The 25,606-nt window shown below is 39.5% G+C and carries 18 protein-coding genes, 1 pseudogene and 1 riboswitch; of the genes and pseudogenes, 14 read left to right on the top strand and 5 right to left on the bottom strand.

Annotation, left to right across the window (positions count from 1 at the left end):
• Positions 1-152 precede the first annotated feature (152 nt).
• The 3 genes and pseudogenes from ACFQIC_RS15300 (at position 153) to uraH (ending at position 3,478) form a co-directional block, all read left to right on the top strand.
• Positions 153-1,470, top strand: a pseudogene (locus ACFQIC_RS15300) (nucleobase:cation symporter-2 family protein).
• 71 nt (positions 1,471-1,541) lie between these two features.
• A complete protein-coding gene (pucL, locus tag ACFQIC_RS15295; RefSeq protein WP_204710022.1) occupies positions 1,542-3,044 on the top strand; it encodes a factor-independent urate hydroxylase in 1,503 nt (500 codons plus the stop codon).
• 80 nt (positions 3,045-3,124) lie between these two features.
• Positions 3,125-3,478, top strand: a complete 354-nt coding sequence (gene uraH / locus ACFQIC_RS15290) for a hydroxyisourate hydrolase (protein ID WP_390217351.1) — start codon at positions 3,125-3,127, stop codon at positions 3,476-3,478.
• A 154-nt stretch (positions 3,479-3,632) separates the two neighbouring features.
• On the opposite strand, the gene ACFQIC_RS15285 is transcribed toward uraH, so the two are convergent.
• Positions 3,633-4,682 carry a class I fructose-bisphosphate aldolase gene (locus tag ACFQIC_RS15285; RefSeq protein ID WP_204710017.1) on the bottom strand — a complete coding sequence of 350 codons (1,050 nt, stop codon included), beginning with the start codon at positions 4,680-4,682 and terminating at the stop codon, positions 3,633-3,635.
• A 245-nt stretch (positions 4,683-4,927) separates the two neighbouring features.
• Here ACFQIC_RS15285 and hutU point away from each other — a divergent pair, with 245 nt between their 5' ends.
• The 5 genes from hutU (at position 4,928) to hutH (ending at position 11,111) form a co-directional block, all read left to right on the top strand.
• Complete coding sequence (hutU, locus tag ACFQIC_RS15280; protein WP_204710016.1) at positions 4,928-6,592, top strand: urocanate hydratase; 1,665 nt, start codon at positions 4,928-4,930, stop codon at positions 6,590-6,592.
• A gap of 62 nt (positions 6,593-6,654) precedes the next feature.
• Positions 6,655-7,884 carry an imidazolonepropionase gene (hutI, locus tag ACFQIC_RS15275; protein ID WP_390217377.1) on the top strand — a complete coding sequence of 410 codons (1,230 nt, stop codon included), beginning with the start codon at positions 6,655-6,657 and terminating at the stop codon, positions 7,882-7,884.
• The gene (locus ACFQIC_RS15270; protein ID WP_204710014.1) at positions 7,881-8,867 is read left to right on the top strand and encodes an agmatinase family protein; all 987 of its coding nucleotides are present in this window, start codon (positions 7,881-7,883) and stop codon (positions 8,865-8,867) included. Before hutI ends, ACFQIC_RS15270 begins: the two co-directional genes overlap by 4 nt.
• Positions 8,868-9,046: 179 nt before the next feature.
• A complete protein-coding gene (gene hutP, locus ACFQIC_RS15265) occupies positions 9,047-9,493 on the top strand; it encodes a hut operon transcriptional regulator HutP (RefSeq protein ID WP_390217375.1) in 447 nt (148 codons plus the stop codon).
• A gap of 100 nt (positions 9,494-9,593) precedes the next feature.
• The gene (hutH, locus tag ACFQIC_RS15260; protein ID WP_204710006.1) at positions 9,594-11,111 is read left to right on the top strand and encodes a histidine ammonia-lyase; all 1,518 of its coding nucleotides are present in this window, start codon (positions 9,594-9,596) and stop codon (positions 11,109-11,111) included.
• Positions 11,112-11,469: 358 nt separating this feature from the next.
• Here hutH and ACFQIC_RS15255 read toward each other — a convergent pair whose 3' ends face one another.
• Together ACFQIC_RS15255 and ACFQIC_RS15250 are read right to left on the bottom strand one after the other, a co-directional pair.
• On the bottom strand, positions 11,470-12,522 hold the full coding sequence (locus ACFQIC_RS15255; RefSeq protein ID WP_204710005.1) for a DUF4183 domain-containing protein: 1,053 nt from the start codon (positions 12,520-12,522) through the stop codon (positions 11,470-11,472).
• A gap of 111 nt (positions 12,523-12,633) precedes the next feature.
• Entirely contained in the window at positions 12,634-12,912 is a 279-nt protein-coding gene (locus ACFQIC_RS15250) for a DUF4183 domain-containing protein (RefSeq protein WP_204710004.1), read from the bottom strand.
• A 297-nt stretch (positions 12,913-13,209) separates the two neighbouring features.
• Positions 13,210-13,318, top strand: a riboswitch (SAM riboswitch).
• Positions 13,319-13,439: 121 nt separating this feature from the next.
• Between ACFQIC_RS15250 and ACFQIC_RS15245 the strand changes: the two genes are divergently transcribed.
• Complete coding sequence (locus ACFQIC_RS15245; RefSeq protein WP_204710003.1) at positions 13,440-14,543, top strand: 5-methyltetrahydropteroyltriglutamate--homocysteine S-methyltransferase; 1,104 nt, start codon at positions 13,440-13,442, stop codon at positions 14,541-14,543.
• Between the two features lie 48 nt (positions 14,544-14,591).
• Here the strand turns inward: ACFQIC_RS15245 and yfkAB are convergent, their stop codons facing one another.
• Positions 14,592-15,722: a radical SAM/CxCxxxxC motif protein YfkAB gene (gene yfkAB / locus ACFQIC_RS15240; protein ID WP_204710002.1), complete on the bottom strand. Its 1,131-nt coding sequence runs from the start codon at positions 15,720-15,722 to the stop codon at positions 14,592-14,594.
• A 425-nt stretch (positions 15,723-16,147) separates the two neighbouring features.
• On the opposite strand from yfkAB, the gene ACFQIC_RS15235 reads away from it, so the two are divergent.
• The 5 genes from ACFQIC_RS15235 to ACFQIC_RS15215 all read left to right on the top strand — a co-directional run bounded on the left by ACFQIC_RS15235 (position 16,148) and on the right by ACFQIC_RS15215 (position 24,103).
• Entirely contained in the window at positions 16,148-18,682 is a 2,535-nt protein-coding gene (locus ACFQIC_RS15235; RefSeq protein WP_204710001.1) for a glycoside hydrolase family 31 protein, read from the top strand.
• 147 nt (positions 18,683-18,829) lie between these two features.
• Complete coding sequence (locus tag ACFQIC_RS15230; protein WP_390217347.1) at positions 18,830-20,575, top strand: glycoside hydrolase family 66 protein; 1,746 nt, start codon at positions 18,830-18,832, stop codon at positions 20,573-20,575.
• A gap of 249 nt (positions 20,576-20,824) precedes the next feature.
• Positions 20,825-21,790 carry a sodium:calcium antiporter gene (locus tag ACFQIC_RS15225; RefSeq protein ID WP_204709997.1) on the top strand — a complete coding sequence of 322 codons (966 nt, stop codon included), beginning with the start codon at positions 20,825-20,827 and terminating at the stop codon, positions 21,788-21,790.
• A 188-nt stretch (positions 21,791-21,978) separates the two neighbouring features.
• Positions 21,979-23,370 (top strand): alkaline phosphatase, encoded by a 1,392-nt coding sequence (locus ACFQIC_RS15220; protein WP_204709996.1) that lies wholly within the window; start codon positions 21,979-21,981, stop codon positions 23,368-23,370.
• 61 nt (positions 23,371-23,431) lie between these two features.
• On the top strand, positions 23,432-24,103 hold the full coding sequence (locus ACFQIC_RS15215) for a DUF4352 domain-containing protein (protein ID WP_204709995.1): 672 nt from the start codon (positions 23,432-23,434) through the stop codon (positions 24,101-24,103).
• An 833-nt stretch (positions 24,104-24,936) separates the two neighbouring features.
• Here the strand turns inward: ACFQIC_RS15215 and ACFQIC_RS15210 are convergent.
• A partial coding sequence (locus tag ACFQIC_RS15210) for a DUF421 domain-containing protein (protein ID WP_390217344.1) occupies positions 24,937-25,606 on the bottom strand: 670 nt, incomplete at its 5' end.

The following is a 25,606-nucleotide window of genomic DNA, read 5'->3' as shown; positions in this document are numbered from 1 at the left end:
ACCCCTTTATTAAGATATCCTTTTGTACATTATACATAGATTATTCACTTGAATTTGTATAAAGTGTATGATGACAATTAATCGATGATCAGATATCATGTTAAGAAACCTGACATAATGATTGGTGGATACTTAAGAGAGGGTGATTGGTAATGCAGGAAAAAGGTGAAGAAAAAGGGTTTAAGGTATTTTCCTTAGGCTTACAACATGTATTGGCCATGTATGCTGGAGCCATATTAGTCCCTTTAATTGTAGGTAGAGCATTAAATCTAACGCCTGAACAACTTTCATACTTAGTGGCTATTGATTTGTTAACATGCGGGGTCGCTACCTTACTGCAAGCTTGGAAAAATAAATACTTTGGTATTGGCTTGCCTGCTGTTTTAGGTGCTTCGTTTGTTGCTGTCACTCCAATGATTGCCATAGGTACTCAATATGGAGTAACAGCTATTTACGGAGCGATTATTGTTGCTGGTCTATTCATCTTAGTTTTCGCGAGATTCTTTGGCAAGTTGGTCAAATTGTTTCCACCTGTTGTGACAGGGTCTGTGGTTACGCTCATTGGTCTCTCGTTAATCCCTACAGGAATTAGGAATATGGGGGGAGGCGAAGGAAGTGCGGATTTTGGAAGCATTGAAAACCTTGCTCTTTCGTTTGGTGTATTAGCTTTAATTCTATTAATCAATCGAGTTTTTAAAGGATTTGTTAGGGCGTTATCCGTGCTTGTTGGATTAGTCGTTGGGACAGTTGTTGCCTCATTTATGGGAATGGTAGATTTCACTGAAGTTCTTGAAGCCTCATGGTTTCATTTTCCGCAAGCCTTTTACTTTGGGGTTCCTACCTTTGAGTTAGGACCAATCTTAACAATGTTGATTGTAGGGACGGTTATTATTGTCGAGTCTACGGGTGTGTTTTTAGCCTTAGGAAAAATTTGTGATGAGGAGATTACCGAAAAGGATCTTACTCGAGGCTACCGTGCGGAAGGAATAGCTATCACAATAGGCGGCATCTTTAACGCTTTTTCCGTATAATACATTTGCTCAAAACGTAGGTCTTGTCCAACTGTCTGAAGTGAAAACTAGAAAAGTAGTAGTAGCTGCAGGTGGAATCTTAGTGACACTGGGGCTAATCCCTAAAATTGCTGCTTTAGCAACTGTTATTCCAACAGCTGTCTTAGGTGGTGCAACGGTTGTTTTGTTTGGGATGGTCGTTTCATCAGGAGTAAAAATGTTAAGCGAAGTAGACTTTAATGATCAAAATAATTTATTAGTGATCGCTTGTTCTATTTCCTTAGGACTTGGGGCTACGGTGGTACCAGAACTTTTCGCAAAGCTGCCTCAATCGGTAGGAATTATTGTAGGTGACGGTATTATCACGGGAAGCATAGTAGCCGTACTGTTAAACCTCTTATTTAACTTTAAAAACAATAAAGAATCAGGACAGGTTAGTCGGAAAAAGACAGCTGCTTAAAAGTGAGTCGGTTGTCCATTTTTATACTTACTAATGACTGAAAATTCCCACTAGTAAAAGGAGTTGATTTTATGGTAGAGATGGATCAATTAAATAAAGTCGATACGTCGGAATTTGTAGATATTCTTAAAGACATATTTGAACATTCAGCATGGGTAGCGGTAAGGACGGCAAGAACTAGACCTTTCGCAAACCTAAAATCCCTTCATAGGCAAATGGTACATGTTGTCGAGGTGGCCACTTATGAAGAAAAATTAGCATTAATTAAATCCCATCCTGATTTAGGATCACGAGTTGCCATGAGTACTACATCTCAGAAAGAGCAAAAAAGTGCTGGTTTAAATCAATTGTCCGCAGAAGAATATAAGAACTTTTTGGATCTTAATAAAAAGTATACAAATAGATTTGGCTTTCCATTTATTGTTGCCGTTCGTGGGAAATCGAAAGAAGACATTTATTCAGCAATCAAACAGAGGGTGAACCATTCAATAGATGAAGAATTTGAACAAGCCTTACATGAGATCTACGAGATAGCTCTATTGCGTTTACAGGAAAAGATTACTAATGAAAAAGGGAGAGGATTTTCTATGAAGACAAATCAATCAGAAAGAACGATGTCCTATGGCAAAGGTGATGTTTTTGCTTATCGAACGTATTTAAAACCACTTGAGGGTGTGAAGCAAATTCCAGAATCTAATTTCAGTGGACGAAATAATATTGTCTTTGGCTTGAATGTGAAAGTAGAAATCGCGGGACAGGACTTTCTTCCCTCTTTCACAGAAGGAGATAATAGCTTAGTCGTGGCTACGGACTCTATGAAAAATTTCATACAAAGACATCTTGGAAGCTATGAAGGATCCACCATTGAAGGGTTTATAAAATATGTGGGGGAAGCCTTTTTAAATAAATACGCCCAAATCGAATCTGTGAAACTTATTGGTGAAGAAATTCCATTTCATGCAACGACTCATTCGAATGATAATAGTGAAGCGATGGAAAGTGATCTTGTCTTTAATAGTTCAAGAGGGGAACGTTCTCAAGCTTCTATTGAAATGAAAAGAATGGAACAGAGGAATGAGGTTATTACACAAAGCAGTAAAATAGTAGACCTCCAATTAATTAAAGTGAAGGGTAACTCGTTCACAGGGTTTGTTCGTGATGAATACACGACACTTCCTTATGATAGTAATCGTCCGTTGTTTATTCACTTAAACATTGACTGGGAATATGAAGAGGAAGAAGATGCTTATGGAAATAATCCGCAATCCTATGTTGCAGCAGAGCAGGTTAAAGATATTGCAAGCTCTGTTTTTCATGAACTGGATACTCCTTCGATCCAAAATTTAATCTACCTTATTGGCTGTCGCATATTGAAAAGATTCCCGCAATTAGGAGAAGTGACATTCCAATCTCAAAACCATACGTGGGAGACCGTGGTGGATGACATTCCGAATTCTGAAGGCAAAGTTTATACGGAGCCACGTCCACCATTCGGATTTCAGCAATTTTCTGTTTCAAAAAAGGATTTGCAGAACAATGAAGAGGTGGCTGCTTCGGGGAAAGCTAGTCGGTAAATGAATAAAGTGGGGGAAATCAGTAATAGTTTGATTTCTCCTTTCATATTTACATACGAATAAAATAGGAAGGATGAAAAGTGATGGGATTAACGACACACATATTAGATTTAACTCACGGTCAGCCAGCTTCAGCCGTGTTGATCGAGTTATACTCGTTTGAGGGTTTATCAAAAACATTTATAAACAAAACAAAAACAAATGACGATGGTCGTCTTGATGAACCTCTTCTTACATCAGAGGCCTTGAAGGCGGGAGAATATGAGTTGTTGTTTTATATCGGAGATTATTTCCGAGCAAAAGAACTAGATCTGCCCGATCCAATGTTTTTAAATAAGGTATCGGTGCGATTTGGTGTGGAAGATACGGATGAGCATTATCACGTTCCGTTGCTCATATCGCCATGGGGTTATCAAGTCTATCGAGGCAGTTAAAAGAATAAGGTCAGCTCTGATTAGTGGGAGCTGACCCTGCTTCTGATTGTGTGATTTTCGAGTGAATATTCATATTGGCTGATATAACAGGAAAAGTGTCCGATAAATCTTCGCAAATCATCGATCAAAGGAATAAGGAGTGTGGCTAAGTAATTTAGGCTAAAGTAATTGACTCATCTGCATAGACTTCCTGAACCGCACGAATAATGTCAGACCCTTCTTTCATCGGTCGTTGAAATGCTTTTCTTCCCATGATTAAACCCATGCCTCCCGCTCGCTTGTTAATAACAGCGGTTTTCACAGCTTCATTTAAATCCCTCTCTGAAGATCCTCCACCAGAATTAATTAACCCAGCTCGTCCCATAAAGGAATTAACAACCTGGTAACGGGTTAAATCGATCGGGTGGTCAGAAGTCAATTCGGAATACACCTTATCGTGGGTTTTCCCAAAGTTTACAGCCGTATATCCTTTATTTGTAGTAGGCAGTTTTTGTTTAACGATGTCGGCTTGAAGACTTGCGGATAAATGAATGGCTTGACCCGTCAAATCGGAGGCTAAGTGATAATCCTCTTCATCGGTTTTAAAGGCAGGGTTACGAAGGTAGGCCCAAAGAATGGTTCCCAGTCCGAGTTCGTGGGCGTAATGAAAGGCTTGGCTGACCTCTTGAATTTGTCTCTGGCTTTCCTCTGAACCGAAATAGATCGTGGCACCGACAGCGACGGCTCCCATATTGTAGGCCTGTTTTACAGAACCAAACATGATCTGATCATGGGTGTTCGGGTAAGATAACAACTCATTATGATTGAGTTTGGCGATAAACGGAATTTTATGAGCATAGTCTCTTGCTATTGAACCTAGCGCACCAATGGTTGATGCTACGGCGTTACAATCACTTTCGATCGCTAGTTTGATGATGTTTTCCGGGTCAAAATAAATGGGGTTGGGAGCAAAGGAAGCGCCGGCCGAATGTTCAATGCCTTGATCAACAGGAAGGATGGAAAGATACCCTGTTCCCCCTAGGCGTCCGTGGTTAAATAGGCTTTGCAGGTTTCTTAGGACGACTGGTGAACGATCGGTAGATTTGTAGACTCGATCAACGAAATCTGGTCCTGGAACGTGAAGATCATTCTTTGAAACCGTCTGGCTTTCGTGGTTTAGTAAGTACTCGGCATCTTTCCCTAATAGTTCTTCAGTAGATGGCATGGTACGTCCTCCTTGTATGATTTTGTTCTATTCCTTAGCTTTCCCTATAAGCCTATCCATAAACTTACATTTCACCTATATCACATTTTCCGTTCTTGCCCTATCTAATATAATTTTCTTTTATAAAATTAAGCTAGGGAATCACATCATCTCTTTGTCCTTATCATAAATTAGTATAATGATTCGAAAGATCGTGATCTACTTTCTGTTATTTATCTAAATATTCACTGGAAAGGATGGAGAGGATGTCTGAAACTCAATCAGGAAAAGTGAAACAATATCGTGGTACAACTTTAAACACGAAAGGCTGGGTTCAAGAGGCGGCCTTACGAATGCTTAGTAATAATTTACATCCAGATGTGGCTGAAAATCCTGATGAGCTCGTGGTTTACGGTGGTATCGGCAGGGCGGCCCGTAATTGGGAGTGCTATGAAGCAATTGTAGAATCGTTGAAGAACTTAGAAGAAGATGAAACGTTATTGATTCAGTCTGGAAAGCCAGTCGCCGTATTCCGCTCCCATAAAGACGCACCTAAAGTGTTGATTGCCAACTCTAATCTTGTTCCTGCCTGGGCCAACTGGGAGCACTTCCATGAGCTTGATCGAAAAGGCTTAATGATGTATGGCCAAATGACTGCAGGAAGCTGGATCTACATTGGTAGTCAAGGGATCGTTCAAGGGACATATGAAACGTTTGCGGAATGTGGGAAACAACATTTTAATGGTAACTTAAAGGGAACGATTACATTAACCGCAGGGCTTGGTGGAATGGGTGGCGCCCAACCATTAGCGGTCACGTTAAACGGTGGAGTTTGTCTTGTGATTGAAGTTGATCCCAAAAGAATACAACGTCGTTTAGAGACTAAGTATTTAGATATTTCCACGGACCGTTTAGAAGAGGCTATGAAGTTAGCAAAAGACGCTCGCGATCAAGGGAAATCTCTTTCGATTGGTTTACGAGGGAATGCGGCAGAAATTTTACCAAAGATGATTGAAGAAGGTTTCATTCCTGACGTATTGACTGACCAAACTTCAGCCCATGATCCGCTCAATGGGTATGTGCCTGTAGAGATGAGTTTAGACAAAGCAGAGAAACTTCGTAAATCTAATGCTGAAGCATATAGTAAACTCTCAAAACAAAGCATAGCGATCCATGTGCAAGCGATGCTCGATATGCAAAAGCACGGAGCTGTTACCTTTGACTACGGGAACAATATTCGTCAAGTGGCAAAAGATGAAGGGGTCGTGAATGCCTTTGATTTTCCAGGGTTCGTTCCTGCTTATATCCGTCCTCAGTTTTGTGAGGGGAAAGGTCCGTTTCGGTGGGTGGCCTTATCTGGGGATCCGGAGGACATTTATAAAACAGATGAAGTAATCTTGCGAGAGTTTAGTAGAAATAAACATTTATGTAATTGGATACGCATGGCTCGTGAGAAAATCAGTTTTCAAGGACTTCCTGCCCGTATTTGCTGGCTTGGATACGGGGAACGTGCACGATTCGGGAAAATTATTAACGATATGGTAGCTAGTGGTGAGTTGAGTGCACCCATCGTAATCGGACGTGATCATCTTGATTCGGGTTCGGTTGCTTCACCAAATCGAGAGACAGAATCGATGAAGGACGGCAGTGACGCTGTGGCCGATTGGCCGATTTTAAATGCGTTGATTAATAGCGTCGGCGGGGCTAGCTGGGTGAGTGTTCATCACGGAGGTGGCGTAGGGATGGGTTATTCAATTCACGCTGGCATGGTGATTGTTGCAGACGGCACGAAGGATGCAGAACAGCGTCTCGGGCGTGTATTAACGACAGATCCCGGCATGGGTGTGGTCCGTCACGTCGATGCTGGTTACCCATTGGCTGAAAAAACCGCAAATGAAAAAGGGATCCACGTACCCATGCTTAAAAAGTGACAGGAGGGAGATACACGGTGACAGAGAAATTACTGATTACGAATGCAGCCCAACTGATTACGATGGAGGGGAATACGGATCGACCAGCAACTAAAGCAAGCATGTCCGATCTGCATGTGATTGAAAATGGAGCATTATATATAGAAAACGGAAAAATAGTGGCAGTTGGAGCTGATTCGGAGATTACCGCGAGATATCAACATTCACTCAGCTCGGAACAACAGATCGATGCGAGTGGAAAAGTTTTGACCCCAGGGCTGATTGATCCCCATACTCATCTGGTGCACGCCGGAACGAGAGAAAATGAGTATGCGATGCGGCTAAAAGGTCAAACGTATATGGAAATAATGGAAGCGGGTGGGGGCATTCACGCAACAACTCGCGCTACTCAGAAAGCAAACCATGAAGAGTTGTATGAACAGTCCAAGAAACGTCTGGATCAATTTTTACTACATGGTGTGACAACGTTGGAAGCCAAAAGCGGATATGGATTGACGCTCGAACATGAAATGAAGCAGTTGGAGGTAGCTCGGCAGCTTCATGATAATCACCCAGTTGATCTCGTTTCTACATTTATGGGAGCACATGCAATTCCAATAGCTGAAAAAGATAATCCAGAAAATTTTGTCGATCGTGTCATTCAAGAAATGATCCCGGAAGTAGCAAAAAAGAACCTCGCTACCTTTAACGATGTATTTTGTGAGCGCGGAGTGTTTACACCTGACCAGTCTCGGCGAATTTTAGAAGCGGGAAAAGAATACGGATTAATTCCAAAGATTCACGCTGATGAAATTGAACCATATACCGGGGCGGAGTTGGCAGCTTCTGTTGGCGCTATATCTGCCGACCATCTATTAAAAGCTTCTGAGCAAGGGATCAAAAATATGGCAGAGGCTGGTGTTGTTGGTGTACTCCTACCGGGGACTGCTTTTTTTCTTATGGCTGAATTCGCTCAGGCGAGAAAGATAATTGATGCCGGGGTAGCTGTTGCTCTTTCAACAGATGCCAACCCTGGTTCTTCACCGACAATTTCTTTGTCATTCATTATGAACTTAGGATGCTTAAAAATGGGAATGACGCCTGAAGAAGTACTAACAGCAACCACGATTAACGCAGCTCATGCGATTGGGTGTGCGAACGATGTAGGGAGTTTAGAGGTAGGTAAAAAAGCCGATGTGACAATTTTTAATGTGCCGAATTACCTTACTCTTTCCTACCAATATGGTATGAATCATGTGGATACGGTTATAAAAGCAGGTAAGCCGCTCGTAGTAGGAGGACAGCTGAAATGACGAACTACCCTTATCCCATGCTCGTTCGCCCAAGTATGATTTGGACGAAACAATCAGATGAAACGTTTGATCTTAAGGTACATCAATGGATTGAAAATGCTTGTGATAGTGTGCCGAATTGGGATAAGTATGATGTGACGATTCTTGGAGTCCCCCTTTCTAAATCATCGATCAGCACATCTGCGGCTAGTGAAAATCCGGAAGCGATGCGTCAAGCTTGGAAATCATTCACTACGTATAACATCGATGAGGATATTGATTTGGCTGTACTTAAAGCTATTGATATCGGTGATGTGAAGCAACACACGACAGATATTCATGAGACACATCAAAACATCAAGGAAGCGATGGTGGCGATGAGAACTTATCATCCCCATACGATTCCGGTGTCAATGGGCGGTGATCATTCAATTACTGCTATGCTGATTAAAGGTTGGAAACAAGTCCACCATGAAGAAACAATCGGTGTGTTACAGCTTGATACGCATTTTGATTTAAGGAGTTTAAGTGAGTTAGGTCCTGCAAATGGAACGCCGATTCGTCATTTGATTGAGAGTGGAATAGTTAAGGGGAAGAATGTTCACAATATCGGTTTACATGGATTTTTTAATAGTAAAGAGCTAAAAGATTATGCAGATGAGCATAACGTGAATTATACGACGATGAAACGAGCGCGGAAAGAGGGGGGGGGGCGAGTCATTACGCAAGCTTTAGATCAGCTAGATAAAGAGGTTGATACTATTTATTTAACGGTCGACATGGATGTGCTTGATATTTCTCATAACCCAGCGGCCCCTGCTGCGACACCTGGAGGAATGTTCACAGATGAACTATTTGAAGCCGTACAAATCGCCGGAGCCCGTTCAAAGGTGAAAGCGATGGATATCGTTTGTCTTGATCCTAGGAAGGATGTCAGAGGAATGGCTGTGAAAAGTGCGGTCCATGTCATGCTTTCTTTTTTGATAGGCTACTGTAAAAGATAAGGCTTTGTAAGGCAATTATTGAAAACTAAATGAATACTATATAAATAGACCACCTCTACCCATTAAGAAGTTATTAATCTGCCACGATAAATGAAATTCTCCATATTTAATTAACGTCTGAGTTAGAAAGCGGTTATATTTAAAAATTAGATAATCGTTAAATCGATGGGATTAGGTGAATTGAAATGACTCAGAAGATTGCGATTGGAAAATTAGCAATGCTTGTAGCCACGCTAACAGACGAAGAGTTAGAGATATTCTCTGAACAGTTAAAGGACGTAGAGTATTGCCAGGGGAAATCCGGTTCGATGTCCATGCAAAAAGTTATTTCAGCTGTAGAAACATCGGCCAAGAGAAATCATCTGATCTCAGACAAACTTTATCGTGAAACGCACGCACTTTATCATGCTATTTTAGAGGCATTAGAAGGGGTCATGCGCGGGCAAATAGTTGCTGGGGACATGATGCGAACTGTAGGATTACGATTTGCTATTGTGCGGGGATCACCATATGAGGAATTTGATGAAGGTGAATGGCTGGCTGTAGCTTTTTATGGCACTATCGGAGCGCCAGTAAAAGGGCTTGAACATGAAGCGTTTGGACTTGGCATTAATCATATAGGGTGAATAAGCTGCCTATAGTCATGAGATATGAGGAGGCGGCAATGGTATTTCCTATGCCATTGTCGTCTCTTTTTAATGGCTGTGATAGAAAGGAGTAGGTAATATGATTCAGTTAAATGGTTCGGATTTGTCCTTAAAGCAAATGAAAGACATTATTTATAAAAAGAAAACTGTTGCGATTGACCCTGTGAGTATGGAAAAAGTACGTAATAGTAGACTCGCTGTAGAGAGAATTGTCGCTAGTGGAGAAACGATATATGGTATCAATACGGGCTTTGGCAAGTTTAGTGATGTGCGAATTTATAATCAAGACGTTGATGATCTGCAGCTGCATTTGATCCGTTCGCACGCTTGCGGATTAGGCGAAAACTTTCCTGAAGTGGTTAGTAAAGCGATGGTGGTGTTGCGTTTAAATGCTTTGATTAAAGGTTTTTCTGGTATTCGACCGTGTGTAGTCGAGCGTCTGCGCGACTTAGCGAATGGGGATATAATACCTGTCGTTCCTAGTCAGGGATCACTTGGAGCTTCTGGAGACCTCGCCCCACTTTCCCATCTTGCCTTAGTCCTTATCGGGGAGGGTGAAGTTCATTTTCAGGGGGAAATCAGGGCAACGGGAGAAGTGTATAAGGATCTTGGATATCGTCCTCTCACCCTCAAAGCGAAAGAGGGACTCGCTCTCATAAATGGAACGCAAGCGATGACGGCAATGGGGGTGATTAATTATATTGAAGCGGAGCGGCTTATTTATCAAAGTGACTGGATTGCCTCGATGACATTAGAAGCTCTGGAAGGTATTATTGACGCTTTTCATCCTGCGATTCATGAGGCGCGTGGTTATTTTGAACAGATGGAGGTCGCTGAAAGGGTTCGTACGATTACGAGTAACAGCAAGCTTCTAACTCATCAAGGGGAAAAAAGGGTGCAGGACGCCTATTCACTTCGATGTATTCCTCAAGTTCATGGGGCATCTAGACAAAGTCTTGCTTATGTAAAAGAAAAGCTTGAAATTGAAATGAATGCGGCAACTGATAATCCGCTTATTTTTGACAATGGAAAAATTGTAGTATCAGGAGGGAACTTTCACGGTCAGCCGATAGCACTAGCGATGGACTTTTTTAAAATAGCTGTGGCAGAGATGGCTAACATCTCGGAGCGGCGTGTCGAAAGGCTTGTGAACCCACAATTAAATGATCTTCCTGCTTTCTTAAGCCCTGATCCAGGACTGCAATCAGGTGCGATGATCATGCAATATGCAGCAGCATCCCTCGTTTCAGAAAATAAAACGCTCGCCCATCCTGCTAGTGTTGATTCAATTCCTTCTTCAGCCAATCAGGAAGACCACGTGAGTATGGGCACTATTGGAGCCCGTCATGCTTATCAGATCATTAGGAATGCACAAAAGGTTGTGGCGATTGAGATGATCTGTGCAATGCAGGCTCTCGAATTTCGTGGAAAGGTATTAGCCTCTTCATCGATTCAAAAACTTTATTCAAAAGGAAGAGAAGTGGTACCTAGTATTACAGAAGATCGTGTGTTCTCAAAGGATATAGAGGCTCTTTCCGAGTGGTTAATTAGCGACCAGTTTGATTGGAGGGTTGATCAAAACACGATATCAAGATAAATACCTTGTACTCTTTTTATGTAATTGGCCTGTTATCAACAGCGTCATCGCGTTGTTTTAGAAACAGAGAAAGGGGATCAGGGGAATGATTCGCTTCCCGCGGACGAAAGGTTGAGCCTCGGAAAATATATTTATTGATAGCGATACTTTTATAATAAGAAGGTTCCTCATATTATTTAAAAAAGTCAACAACATTTAACAAATCCTATGTGATCTAATATAACCACTGCTGATAGGTAAGCAATAATAAAACATATAATAGTATTAAGTTAGGGGTTTCACACAGTTAATGGAGATAGGGTATATATCACAATGGAAAAAAACGTCACTCCCCCGTTCATGTATAATTACCAGACTTTCAGTGACTTATTTCTGAAATCGTACAGTTCACATCTTTAACAGTAGCTACGACAGAAGTATATTTAGGATAGCAAAGAACAACTTCATCGGTAGTTGTTACTGTTACGTCAAAGTTACAGAGTGGGGAACCGTTACAGTAATATTGAATGCGTATAAGTATAGTGAAACAAATCGAAACAATGCTTGTTTCAGGCATTCCAGGCATTGGTTTTGTGTTATCTAATATAGTGAATTTACTAGTATTTGGTATCGCCTCACAACTAATGCTTAAATCTTCACCTGTATTACGACAATTAATGATTTTCATATTACATTCTTCTGGAATTGAAACCGTTTGCTGATGGTCGGTATCAAAAACTACCCAATCATGGATGGTATGTGCCTTTATACAATGAGGATAATTCAAGGTATTTCTATTTTGTTGTCGATTTCTTAACGAGTTTCTTGGTTCCTGTAAATCACCCTGTATTTTTAACGTTTCTGCAGATTGTACTTGAATATCTTTAAAAAGGAGCATATCTAGTAATAATGTACTCTGACTTCGGACAATTACGCGAACATTAAAGCAACATGTATTCACACTTTTGTCAATATCTGTAGCCGTACATGTCACTTTCGTAGTTCCTAAGTTGAAAAATGTCCCAGATGCCGGAGTGCAGGAAAAAATAACATCAGAACAGTTATCTGCAACGGTAGGATCTGGGTAGTTCACAAAAGCGCCTGTTTCCCAAGGTTCTACCTCTATGACAACTTCATTGGGACAATTTATGGTAGGTGTTTTTGTTTGGTTATAAATTTTAATGAACTGAAGAATAAGAGGTACACCTTTTTGGGGAGCATCTTCTACCAATAAAACGAGAGCTCCTTCTTCTACATAATAAACCGTAGAAGGTTGTAACATTCCATTTATATAGAGGTTTATATAAGAAACGCAAGCTGGATCTAAGATTCCTACACTACCATATCCCTCTAATTCATCCTGATTTGTATAAGTCTTTTTAACTCCGTCAGAAATTGTTATATATTCAAGTGTTTCTGCTTTTAAAACCATTTTTTACTCACCCCCGTTCCCTTTCTTTAACTAATTGAAAAAAAGAATGGTGAAAACCTCCTACTTTAATTGTAGGAGATTCTCTGCTGCCTTTTTAACTAGAATTCATTTTTAGTTTACAGTAAATTCTATCATGACCGGAACACCAGCATTTTGGGAGGCTCCATCAAGAATAGTTAGAGTCGTACCATCGAAAGTCGAATCTCCATCTAGTTGAGGGATCCCATTTAAATAAAGGTTATAGGATACATAAGAAGTTGGGAAGGCTGTTAATCCAGTGTCTGGAGTAGTATCAGCAAAAACAAAAGTAAGGTCATCTACAGCGATGGTTCCATCTCCTATAGTTGAAGCGAATCTCTCAGAATCGAGAAAGGGTTTAATTATAGCCATTAAATCTCACCTCCTTTTTATAATAGATGCGAAAACTCGAAAATTGTATAAGCATTTTACTTAGAAAAATTGACGCGATTTTAGTTTAAGAAGAGTCATTGCTTAATTATTTAGTACCTTAGCATTCTATTTTTACTAAAGAGATAGACTAATAAGCTTCGATTAATATTATAGAGAAAATCAATAGGTAATTGACATATCAATGCAAAATTTGTTATTATACAATTTATCAGATTAATCTTAATTTATTGAAAATTTAACCTTGCTCATATAAAGTTAAAAATTAAAAACTTGTTTTTCTTATCAAGAGAGGTGGAGGGACTGGCCCTTTGAAGCCTCGGCAACAAACTTTGTAAAAGAGTTGTGCTAATTCCAGCAAGCATGTTAAATGCTTGGGAGATAAGAAGAGAGAACAGAACACATAGGTATGTTCCGTAAACCTCTTCTTAATTTAGAAGAGGTTTTTTGCTTGATTTAAGGTCTTTTTTAATAAAAAACCAAACATAAAAAGGAAAGAAGGAATTCACATGTCCATTACCTTAACCAAAGCACCATTTAAAGCAGATCACGTTGGAAGTCTACTTCGACCAGACAATCTACACAAAGCCAGAAAAGAATTTAAAGAAGGAGAAATTTCGGCTGATGAATTACGAGAGGTGGAAACAAAGGAAATACAGCGTATTGTTGATAAGCAAATTGAAATTGGATTAGATGTAGTTACTGATGGCGAATTCAGACGAACATGGTTTCACTTAGACTTTTTGGAGCACTTAAATGGAATTGAAGGGTATGTCCCTGAACAAGGATATAAATTTGAAGGCATAGAGACGGAAAAGTATGATGTTCGAAATACAGGAAAAATATCCTTTAACCCCGATCATCCTTTCATAAAGGATTTTATTGATTTGAACAAAATTGTAGACGGTCGTGCTGTTGCGAAACAGACCATACCTAGTCCCAACCAGCTTTTTAACGCCGGGATATTTAACGAAAATGTTTACTCGGATCTTGAGGAATATGCGAATGATATTATTCAAGCGTATCAAGATGCCATACAATCATTTTATGATGCAGGCGTACGTTATTTGCAGCTGGATGATGTATATATTGCTGGGCTGTCTTCGCCACAAATTCCATTTAATGATGGAAACTATTCAAGAGATGTATTAATTGATTTATCATTACGAGTGATAAACGGTGTTTTGGAAAACAAACCCGAAGATTTAGTAGTAACTACACACTTATGTCGTGGTAACTATCAATCCACGTGGGCCTTTGAAGGAAGTTATGAACTTATAGCACCAACGTTATTAGCAAAAGAGAAAGTGGATGGTTTCTTTTTGGAGTATGATGATGAGCGATCAGGAAGTTTCAAACCATTAGAACATATTCCGAATGGCGGAGCTAAAGTGGTGCTGGGTGTTATCACCTCTAAAACTGGAGAATTAGAAGACAAGGAAACGATTAAGGCACGTATTAAGGAAGCATCAAAATACGTCCCACTTGACCAATTATGCTTAAGTCCTCAATGTGGGTTTGCTTCCACACACCATGGTAATAAGCTGACGGAAGAACAACAGTGGGATAAGTTGAAATTTGTTGTTAATGTAGCAAAAGAAATTTGGGGTTAAATAAAATAAAAATGAGCTCTGATCGAATGGATCAGGGCTCATTTTTATTTATCGGTTCAATTTAATTTTTGCTTGTTGCTTCTGAAAATCAACATCTTTATAATACGTGTTTTTCACTAATAGATTAGGTCCTAAGCACTTAGCAGCGGGACAATGACAATTCAATGCTGCAGCTGTTTTCGAGTTCATCCAATGTGCATAAGCATCTGGTAAAGAGGTGTCTTGTATGTTTCCTAATCCAGGTTCATCGCCAAAATCTGTTACGATGATCTCTCCTGAGAAGATATTGACATTTAAGCGAGAACGTCCATCTGGATCATTTCGTACTGTGACTTTAGGTGCTTGGTCAAGCTTTTTCAGCATGTTTAAATCCTCTTGCGCGGAGTTACATGGATAAAACGGTAAGGTGCCAAATAACATCCATACGTTTGGGTCACGGTGATCTACCAATTGATTAATTCCTTCACGCATTTCTTCAAGACTCAATGTTTCTAGGTTACTCGCGAAATCTACAGGATACATAGGGTGAATCTCATGTCTGGCACATCCCATCTCTAATACGTGATCGTGAATTTCTAGTAGATGAGGGAAGGTACGCTTATTGAGCATGGTTTCAGCTGAAACCATTACACCTTCTTTTGATAATCGTTGACTATTTTCCACAATCCGATCAAAGTAGTTAGCCCTATTTTCAAAAGATAGCTTACGATCCATTAACGCGAAGCCTGTTTCAGCAAATTCATCGACAGTGCCCCAATTGTGTGAAATATGTAAGACGTCTAGGTAAGGAATAATCGCCTCATAGCGGGAGTAAGGTAATGTTAAATTTGAATTAATCTGTGTTCTTACTCCACGTTCATGTGCGTATTTCAAAAGGGGAAGGACATATTGTTGGACGGATTTTTTGGACAGCATTGGTTCGCCGCCTGTGATACTTATCGTACGCAGGTGTTCAATTTCATCTAACCTTTGTAAAATAAGATCGATTGGTAAAGCATCGGGATCTTTATCTTGAAGTGTATAACCTACGGCGCAATGGGCACAGCGCATATTGCATAAATACGTCGTAGTAAACTCTACATTAGATAACGTCATTTTTCCGAATTCATCCACATCCATGTAGGCCTCCCAAGGATCAAAAGAAGGAGAGAGGGGTGTGGATTTGTTAGTTGTCTCCATGGTGAAAAACTTCCTTTCCAAGTAATTAATCTGCTTGTATTGTAGCACGTTTTACGGGAGATAAAGTATTGGTTAATGTGAGAATGACTAGGTTTTATTACTCCTACAGATCTAGATATTTCAGAATATTTGTGTTCTTTTGACTCCAAAAGTCACCAATTTACATGAGTTCAGTTCAATTGCTGCTGTGTTGTTATGAATCTATTATAATTCTTAGGCACTTGGATCGAATTTAACAATATGTGAAACCTCTTACAAAGGATGTATGTGGGCGTTTACATTGTATTCGTATCAGTACTATTGGTCCTTTATGCTCCGATGAATTTCTTGGAAAATTTGGTATTGCTCACTTGCCTATACAAGTTTAAGGTAATAAATGTGCAACCGGTTGTCACAAAAAATTCATTTTTGAGGTGAGAGAATATATGGACAAGCGAACTAGACGATTTTTCCGCTTTATTGCTACTATGGCTATTGTTGCCACTGTTTTATCTACGCAAGCTCCAAATGTATTAGCTGTAACACAACCGCATCCAGATCGAGAATTAAATCAAGAAGCTATCAAAAAACAGCTTCAGGTTGAAGGTGTTGAACAAGTTGAAAACGGCGTAAAACTGAATTTATCCTCGGATCAATCAGGGTTTATCCGTTTGTTTTCCGAAGACATGGCGAAGGTTTCTATTTTAAAGCAAGGAGATAATGAATACTTTTCAGAAGCCATTCAAAAGAAGGATTGGGATACTCCATCTTTCGAATTCTCAGAACAAGGTAACGAGATTACTCTTTCAACTAAAGAAATAACTATTAAGATTAAAAAAGAACCATTCGGTGTCAAATTCCTTGATAAAGAAGGAAATGTAATTAATGAAGATTACATGCAAAATGGTTCAGGTTATGACGGTGAAAAACCTTACGTTTATAAAAAAACTACAGATGATGAGGCATTCTATGGTTTTGGTGAGCAAGGTGGACTTAATGTAAACCAGCGAGGTGAGAGTATTGGAATGTTCAATACAGATGCTTATGCTTATCAAACAGATACAAAATACTTATACACATCTATTCCATTCTTTATAGGATTGAAAGATGAAAAAGCTTACGGAATTTTCTTTGATAATACGAACCGCTCTTATTTTGAGATGGCTAGTGAAAGTGATGACTATTATTACTTCTACGCCGATGATGGTACGTTGAACTATTACTTTATGTACGGACCTGAGATTGAAGATGTTCTCGATAGCTACACTGAACTTACAGGAAAAATGGATAAACCAGCTAAGTGGGCGCTTGGCTTACACCAATCAAAATGGCAATATTCAGCTGAAGATATTGAGCGTGTAGCAGAAACGTATCGTGAAAAAGAAATACCTGTGGATACGATGCACTTTGATATCGATTATATGGATGAATACCGTGTATTTACATGGGCGGATAAGTTTGGTGATCAAGAGCTGCACCAGAAGTTGGACAACTTGAATTTCAATAAAATTACTATTAATGATCCTGCTGTAAAAAAGGATCCAGGCTACTTTATGTATGACGAAGGTACGGAAAATGAGTACTGGGCAAAAAATCCAGATGGAACGAATTTTGTAGGTGAAGTATGGCCTGGAGATTCAATGTTCCCAGACTTCTCACAAAAGAAGGTGCGGGAATGGTGGACAGGCAAGCACGATATTTTATTTGATAAGGGTATTGATGGTGTATGGAATGATATGAACGAACCTGCTGTATTCGATGGCCCTTATCACACGATGCCTCTTGATGTAACGTTTGGTAAAGGTGAAAACAAACGGACTCATGAAGAATATCATAATCTTTATGGCCATGATGAAGCAAAAGCTACATATGATGCTTTTGAAGAATTCAAGCCAAATACTCGTCCGTTTGTCTTGACTCGTGATATGTATGCAGGTTCCCAGCGTTATGCGGCTCTTTGGACAGGGGATAACGTTAGTCAATGGGATCATCTGCAAATGTCGATTCCGATGAATACGAATGTTGGTTTATCTGGTGTTCCATTTGTCGGTAATGATATTGGCGGATTTGCTGGACGACCAGATGCTGAAATGTTTGCTCGTTGGATTGAAGTTGGAGCTTTCCTGCCATTTTCACGTATTCACTACGATGCAGACGAAAAGGCGGAAGTGGAACAAGGACAAGAGCCTTGGGCCTTTGGACAGGAAGTAGAAGACATTAGTAAGAAGTATATCGAAATGCGTTATGAACTTATGCCTTACTTGTATAACACATTTATCGATGCTTCTGAACAAGGTACTCCTGTACAACAGCCATTGGTTTATCAATTCCAAGAAGATAAAAACACCCATGATGTTAGTGATCAATTTATGTTTGGTGAATCCATGATGCTTGCCCCTGTTGTTAAACAAGGACAAACAGAACGCAATGTGTATCTTCCTGAGGGAGAAACTTGGGTAGACTATTGGACAGGTGAAGAGTTCGAAGGCGGTCAAACGGTTCATACGAACGCCGAACTTAGCCACCTTCCGATCTATGTGAAGAAGGATTCCATGATCCCGACTCGTGAAGTACAACAGTATACAGGTGAGAAACCACTTGAAAATTTAGTATTAGACACATACCTAAGTGATGAAGCAAGTTACTCATTTTATGAAGATGATGGAGCCACTTTAGATTACAAAGATGGTGAATATAATGTGACTAATTTCAATTTAGAACGCAAAGGTAAACACATTGAGTTTACTAGTAACCAAGAAAAAACGGGTTATGATACTGAATTGGACTCTTACACGTTGAAGCTAAATGGTGAAAAAGCACCTGAAAAAGTTCAAGCGGCAAAAGCGAAGTATGAGAACGTTAATTCAGTAGAAGAAGTAAAAGTGAACCAAGAAACTTATTTCTTTGATGAGGGTTCAAAGACGCTTTATGTGAATGTACCTGCTGATGAACGTCATAAAGTAAAACTATTTTTTAAATAAAGAGGTCATCTCTTTTAGAGAGAATTGCATAATATTTTACTTCATGCGGGGATTTAATTTTAAAAAAAGGCTAGCAGGCATTTGCCTGTTAGTCTTTTGCTTTTTTACAAAACACAATGGAGTTGATTAAAAATTAAAAAACGATCCTTGACTTTGCTGATTGTCATCATACCAATTGCTTCAATTATGATGCTGTTTTTTTCAAAGGAAGAGCCTGAAGAATCTTCTTTTGAAAATTTAGAATTAGCTACTATCTCGAAGAATAAATCTCGCTATCTTCCCGGAGATTCTGCTCAGTTTCATGCACATTTAACTCAAAAACCTAATCAGCCGATCACTTATATCATTTCATATTTCCATTTAGGACAAAAAATTGATGAACAAAGCATTCATGTGACAAGTCAAGAATTTGATTGGTCATGGCAGACACCTGAGAAAGACTACCAAGGGTATTATGTAAAGGTTTCTCGCATAAACCATCGCAATCAGGAAAAGACCATTGCCGTTGATGTATCTTCAACATGGACTAAATTTCCACGTTATGGTTTTTTATCTGATTTCTCGAATATAGATAGGAAACACCAGGAAGAGATCGTTGGAAAGTTATCGAGGTATCATATTAATGGTATCCAGTTTTATGATTGGCAGGATGAACATCATTTGCCTTTGAAGATGGATGGAAACAAACCGCTCTCAAGCTGGGCTAATATCGCCAATCAACCGGTAGACTTTCAAACCATAGAAAACTATATTGATTTAGCACATTCTAAAAATATAAATGCTATGTCGTATAATTTACTAAACGGGTCACTAGCAGGAGCAGAAAACGAAAATGTGAATCAAGAATGGTATGTATACACGGATCCTAATCAAGATCAAGTAGACAATCACCAACTTCCTGATCAATGGAAAAGTGATATTTATTTAATGAACCCTGGTCACTCACAATGGCAAGATTACATCATGGAACAACAAAAGCGGGTGTTCGAACATTTGGATTTTGATGGGTGGCACCTTGACCAGTTAGGAGACCGTGGAGATGTTTTTGATTCAGAAGGCCAAAGGATTAAGCTTAAAGAAGCATATCCAGGCTTTCTAAACCATGCTTCGGGTCAATTTATGGATAAAAGTCTGATTATGAATGCAGTAAATCAGTATGGACAAAAACAAATAGCTGATTCGCTCGTCCCTTTTCTATATACAGAAGTATGGGATCCATACAAGACGTATCAAGATTTGCAACAGATTTTAAAGGAAAACCATCAAACCTTTGAAAAACCTTCCGTGTTAGCAGCTTATATGAATTATAAAATGTCCGATCAAGAAGGTGGTTTTAACGGTCCAGGTATCCTTTATACGGATGCTTTGATATTCGCTCAGGGTGGTGGCCACTTAGAACTTGGGGAACATATGCTCTCGAAAGAATACTTCCCGCATAACAAATTAGACATGTCCGAGGATCTTCAAGACTCCTTAATTGCTTACTATGATTACATGGTAGCATACCAAAATCTATTGCGAGATCGGGTTCAAGAAACCGAATTGGAGATCAAATCTTCAGATTGGGTTCAATTGTCGAGTCAACCTGAAAAAGGGAAGATTTATGCTTTTGCTAAACAAAGAGCAGATAAAAAAATGATCCACTTTCTCAACTATATGGATGTAGAACATATGAATTGGCGTGATACGAATGGGACTCAAAATTCTGCTGTGATGAGAGAGACTCTATCTGTAACGATCCAGGAATCAAAACAAGTAAAAAAAGTTTGGGTGTCTTCTCCAGACTGGAACGAAGGGATGGCTGAAACAATTGACTTCTCGCAGGAAGGCGACCATCTACAATTTACAATTCCCAAAATAAAGTACTGGGATATGGTAGTTCTTGAATATTGAGAGTTTGACGTTTCAACATAATGTTATTCTTTACTCATATTCAAACATTTCTTCTTGACTATCTACCGACACTTACAATATAGTAAAGATAACAAGGGGAGTAGCGACCGCTATATGCGGCTCTTGAATCGTCAATACGGTGTGTATACACCTGGTTCATGAGGCTATCACGTTAGTACGCAAGACCTTGGTACAAAATTCTGTACCAGGGTCTTTTTTGTATGCTCTGGTTGAGAGGAGATATAGAGATTGGTCTATTTAATTTTTTTACTAGCGGCCATTGTAGTAGTCATCGCTGCGATTCGTTTGAATACGTTTGGGGATATTATTAGCAAAAAATCTAGATTAAGCGGAGCAGCAGTAGGGACATTTTTAATAGCTGGGGCCACTTCGTTACCTGAGTTAACAACAAGCATTACCGCTGTTTACATTGATAATCCGGACATTGCGGTGGGAAACATGATTGGGAGTAATGTATTCAATCTATTAATCTTAGCTGTCGTTGATATTATTTATCGCAGAAGAAGACTGTTTCAACGCGTAGGATATAAACAACACTTGCCTTCCGCAATAATGGGGTTAGCCTTTATGGTTATTGTAATCTCTTCGTTGCTTATTCCAGGATCACCTGAGTTGTTTGGCGTAGGGATCGAGATGGTTGTGATCGTTCTTCTTTATGTCTTAATGGTACGATTCATTTCCAATGATGAAGAAGAGAGTTCTTCTGAAGTTGCAGCTACTTCTAAAGATTATAGTTTAAAAGCAGCTGTCGTTGGCTTTATTGTGTTGGCTCTCATTGTTTTCGGAGCGGGAAGTGTACTTTCTATTTCAGGTGACCAACTTGCTCAAGTATCTGGTTTGGATTCGGGTTTTGTTGGAAGCTTCCTCATTGCTGCTTCTACATCACTGCCTGAATTGGTCACAGTACTAGCAGCTTTTAAAATGGCGAACTATGGGATGGCTGTTGGGTCTATTCTAGGAAGCAATTTATTTAATATGCAATTGTTAGCCTTCACGGATCTTCTTTATAGAGATGGTGCCATTTTAGCTGCTGCTGGCAATTCGCATGTTTTCATTGCTTCCTTGGCCGTGTTCATGACACTTGCAATTATCTACTTGTTATTAAGACCTTCAACAACGAGTCAGTGGCGTTATGCAGTTCCATCATTAGTGATGAGTTTTGTATATGTAGTGGTATCGTATATATTATTCTAGTAAGAGGGATCTTCAGGTTCCTCACTTTGAATGTAGTTCTTAAGCATTTCCTTTTATAAGGGAAATGCTTTTTTTAAAAATGAAACTTAATAGAACATTACAAATGCTTAACCCGGAGTGAATCTTCCATTAATAGTTTGTTAGTAACATGATATATGTAATGAAAACAAATCTAGGGAGGAATTCATTTGTTAAGCAAAAAAGTATCCAAAAAGTTGTTACCAGTTGCCATCTTATCATCGCTAGTGGTTGGTAGTTCAGTGGGAGTCTTTGGTAATGAGGTGGAAGCGAAGCCTGGTAATAATAAGGCTAAAATCCATAATGTCATATTTTTAATTGGTGACGGAATGGGGACTTCCTATACTTCCGCATATCGTTATTTAAAAGATGACCCTTCTACTCTTTACACAGAGAACACCGCGTTTGATGACGATCTAATTGGTATGCAGGAAACATACTCTTGGGATGAAGAAGAGAGCATAACAGATTCAGCAGCAGCAGCTACTTCAATGGCTACGGGTATTAAGACTTATAACAATGCAATTGCTGTAGATATGGAAAAGAATGAAGCGAAAACCGCACTTGAACAAGCAAAAGAGGAAGGGAAGTCTACAGGACTTGTAGCTACATCTCAAGTGAATCATGCCACTCCAGCTTCTTTTGGTGCCCATGATGAATCTCGTCACAACTACAACGATATCGCTGATGATTATTTTGACGAAAAAGTGGATGGCGTACATAAAGTAGACGTCATACTAGGTGGGGGAACTTCTTATTTTGATAGAGAAGATCGAAACCTTACGGAAGAATTTAAAGAAGATGGGTTTAGTTACGTAGATTCACGCGAAGAAATGGTAAACGATGATAATGAGCAAGTGCTTGGTTTGTTTGCACCTAAAGGAATGGATAAAATGATTGACCGTACAGAAGATGTTCCTTCTTTAGCAGAAATGACTTCCTCTGCATTAGATCGTTTAAACAAAAATAAAGACGGCTTTTTCTTAATGGTAGAAGGTAGCCAAATTGATTGGGCTGGACATGACAATGATGTCGTATCAGCTATGAGTGATATGGAGGATTTTGAACAAGCCTATCAAGAGGCGATTGAATTTGCGAAAAAGGATAAGCATACACTTGTCATTACAACGGCAGACCACTCAACTGGCGGTATGGCGATGGGGCGTGACGGTGAATATAAATGGGATCCAGAACCAATTAAAGCAGCGAAACGAACTCCTGACTTTATGGCAGCAAAGATTTCTGACGGAGATGATGTAGAAGAAACCTTAGCGAAATATATTGATTTAGAACTAACAAATGAAGAAGTTCAATCAGTTAAGGATGCTGCAACTAACGGATCTACTACGGAAATTGATAATGCCATTGAGCGTATCTTTGATATACGTTCTGGAACAGGTTGGACGACAGGAGGTCATACAGGAGAAGATGTGATTGTTTATGGCTATGGCCCGCAATCCGAGAAATTTGCTGGCTTGCATGATAATCATGAGATTGGTCAAAAGGTTATGGAAGTTTTAAGTGATAATGAGAAGTCACCAAAAAAAGCACATAAAAAGTAAAAACTAACTCAAGCGGGGCATCTCTATGCCCTGCTATCTATTTTTTAATGGAGGAATACGTATGAAGCGGTTTATCATGTTGTTCTTTATTTCAATCTTATTAGTTGGATGCTCCACACAAAATAGCAGCAACGAAAGTCATGCCCAGGAAGATCGTCAAGATAAGGACAATATAGATGAGAAAATAGGAATTTCTGATAAGCAAAAATATGTTAATAATCCTCAAGCTTCCGATGATCGTAACCTTAAGGAAGTAGGTGATACTAGTGAGGACGAAAATGGGGAATTGTCTTTAAAAGCAATTAAAGCGGTGGAAGAGAATATGGAAATCGGTCCTATGCAATTAACGGTTGAAGATGTAAAAGTACTAAACTATTTTCCTTCTCCTGATTTAATTGACTTTTTTCATGCATATAGTCATAACGAAATGAATTTCAACTATATTAAGTTTAGAGTTTCGGTTGAAAATACAGCAGATGAGCAAGTGAATTTCGCTCCTGTTTCTGTTTTAGAGACAGATCAAGGAGAAAAAAAGGACTTTAAAGATGATTTTTATCTTGAAAATCTTTACGGAGATTATGACCCGGGAGAAGAACGCATAGGTGATCTGGGTTTTGTTATTGATGAGACGAAACCAAAAGAATTGGAGTTCATTACTATCACAACAAGTGATGTATTTGCGGGAAATGGTACAACGATTGCTGACGGCAGGAAAATAACTATTGAATTTTAATGAAAAAGGGTTTTACAGATAAGTAGTTTCGTTTCGGGAAGAAACATATGAAATAGCATAATAATAAGAGACCAAATCGCATATGATTTGGTCTCTTATTATTCCTTGTTATATCAACGATTATCGGTATTTAACATATAAATTAGCATACAAAATCAGAGATTGTGCTTGAATTCGAGATGTTTGTGTGAATGTAGGGGCTACGGGAAACGGTTCGCTTTCCATGGGGCGGGCGCTGAGCCTCCTCGGACTTCGTCCTGTGGGGTCTCAGCTGTCCCGAACATCCCATAGGAGTCTCCCCGTTTCCCTCCGCCCCTTTACCATATAAGTGTCTCGATGCCACTTCAAGAAAAGGCAGCCATTCCTAAGTTTGCATGCAAATCTTGATAGCAGGCGGTCCTATTAAAACCCTTGATATAGAGAGGTTCATTGGAGGTTCATTGCAATAGAACACGGATAGTGGAAGATAGTCCTTCTGGGAAAGGGATTCGTTTCTCACACATCGAATGGGGGGGCTTAGGAATCTCCCCGTTTCCTCGCCACCCATCCTTTGCTTTTAATGAACGGTCCTACTGCCATGAGTCGTCTTCTGTGTTCGCTACACCATATGGAACAAGTGTGCAGTTGCAAACTCCCATCTATGAATAGCCTAAAAGCAACGGACCGCCATTATTTTATTAAACAATCTAGGGATTTAGTTTAATTCCATCGGTTTTTCTATTAATCGTCATTATGTATGGAATGGAGAGAGCACATAGTATGGGTGCCCATTATATGATGCTAGGTGCCGAATCTTTTATAAATAATGGGCAGTTTTATAATAATAAAATCATTTAATCTTTAAGGTAGGGAGTGAGCTTTTGCATCGATTCCTCCATTTTTTTCGCGTTCTTTGTATAAAGACTTTTGGCTGACTGAGATTCTGTCGCTAAGGCAAACAACTCTAAATCGGCCTGACATTTTTTTATATTGGCAAGCAGTAGAGGTCTTTCTTGTGGTTCAGGAACTTGGATTTTATCGTCAAATAAGTCGACGGTGAGCGCACCATAAGAATTGATCTGGCCGAGGAATACATTCTCAATAGTGATATTCTTCTTGTCTAACTCCGTTTGTAACCACCCTCGGTTTTTTCCGATAGAATCTAAAGGTTCGTCTAATATTTCTCCGTCCATTATGACGGTATGAGGTTCCTTTTCATTCACACTAGGTAACCCAAGATCCTTGCGTGTCAAAGGGCGATAATCTTTCTTGGGAAGGGCACTTACTTTTCCGTTTGCTTCGAGCACAGCATATTCAACTTCAGAAAGGTCAAAAATATTTTGTCCTCGTAATAATTGTAGTAACTCGTCCGTTGTATAGTATTCTTTTTTTAAATTTTCCTCTAATACTTTTCCATCTTTAATGATCACAGTGGCTGATCCTTCTACAAAGTCGCGGACACGCTTACTATGAAGAGATAAGATTTCGACAATAAAGGGAAGTCCGGCAAATACTACAATGCCG

This window comes from Halobacillus seohaensis (assembly GCF_042663045.1).
Classification (GTDB): Bacteria; Bacillota; Bacilli; order Bacillales; family Halobacillaceae; genus Halobacillus_A; species Halobacillus_A seohaensis.
The sequence above is the reverse complement of the archived record's forward strand: the minus strand, read 5'-3'. Positions and strand labels throughout refer to the sequence as shown.

What these genes read in the sequence shown, in the direction of transcription:
- pucL (WP_204710022.1), top strand. Translation starts at nt 1,542, where the DNA reads ATGGTAGAGATGGATCAATTAAATAAAGTCGATACGTCGGAATTTGTA.
- ACFQIC_RS15285 (WP_204710017.1), bottom strand. Translation starts at nt 4,682, where the DNA reads ATGCCATCTACTGAAGAACTATTAGGGAAAGATGCCGAGTACTTACTA.
- hutU (WP_204710016.1), top strand. Translation starts at nt 4,928, where the DNA reads ATGTCTGAAACTCAATCAGGAAAAGTGAAACAATATCGTGGTACAACT.
- hutI (WP_390217377.1), top strand. Translation starts at nt 6,655, where the DNA reads ATGGAGGGGAATACGGATCGACCAGCAACTAAAGCAAGCATGTCCGAT.
- ACFQIC_RS15270 (WP_204710014.1), top strand. Translation starts at nt 7,881, where the DNA reads ATGACGAACTACCCTTATCCCATGCTCGTTCGCCCAAGTATGATTTGG.
- hutH (WP_204710006.1), top strand. Translation starts at nt 9,594, where the DNA reads ATGATTCAGTTAAATGGTTCGGATTTGTCCTTAAAGCAAATGAAAGAC.
- ACFQIC_RS15255 (WP_204710005.1), bottom strand. Translation starts at nt 12,522, where the DNA reads ATGGTTTTAAAAGCAGAAACACTTGAATATATAACAATTTCTGACGGA.
- ACFQIC_RS15250 (WP_204710004.1), bottom strand. Translation starts at nt 12,912, where the DNA reads ATGGCTATAATTAAACCCTTTCTCGATTCTGAGAGATTCGCTTCAACT.
- ACFQIC_RS15245 (WP_204710003.1), top strand. Translation starts at nt 13,440, where the DNA reads ATGTCCATTACCTTAACCAAAGCACCATTTAAAGCAGATCACGTTGGA.
- yfkAB (WP_204710002.1), bottom strand. Translation starts at nt 15,722, where the DNA reads ATGGAGACAACTAACAAATCCACACCCCTCTCTCCTTCTTTTGATCCT.
- ACFQIC_RS15235 (WP_204710001.1), top strand. Translation starts at nt 16,148, where the DNA reads ATGGACAAGCGAACTAGACGATTTTTCCGCTTTATTGCTACTATGGCT.
- ACFQIC_RS15215 (WP_204709995.1), top strand. Translation starts at nt 23,432, where the DNA reads ATGAAGCGGTTTATCATGTTGTTCTTTATTTCAATCTTATTAGTTGGA.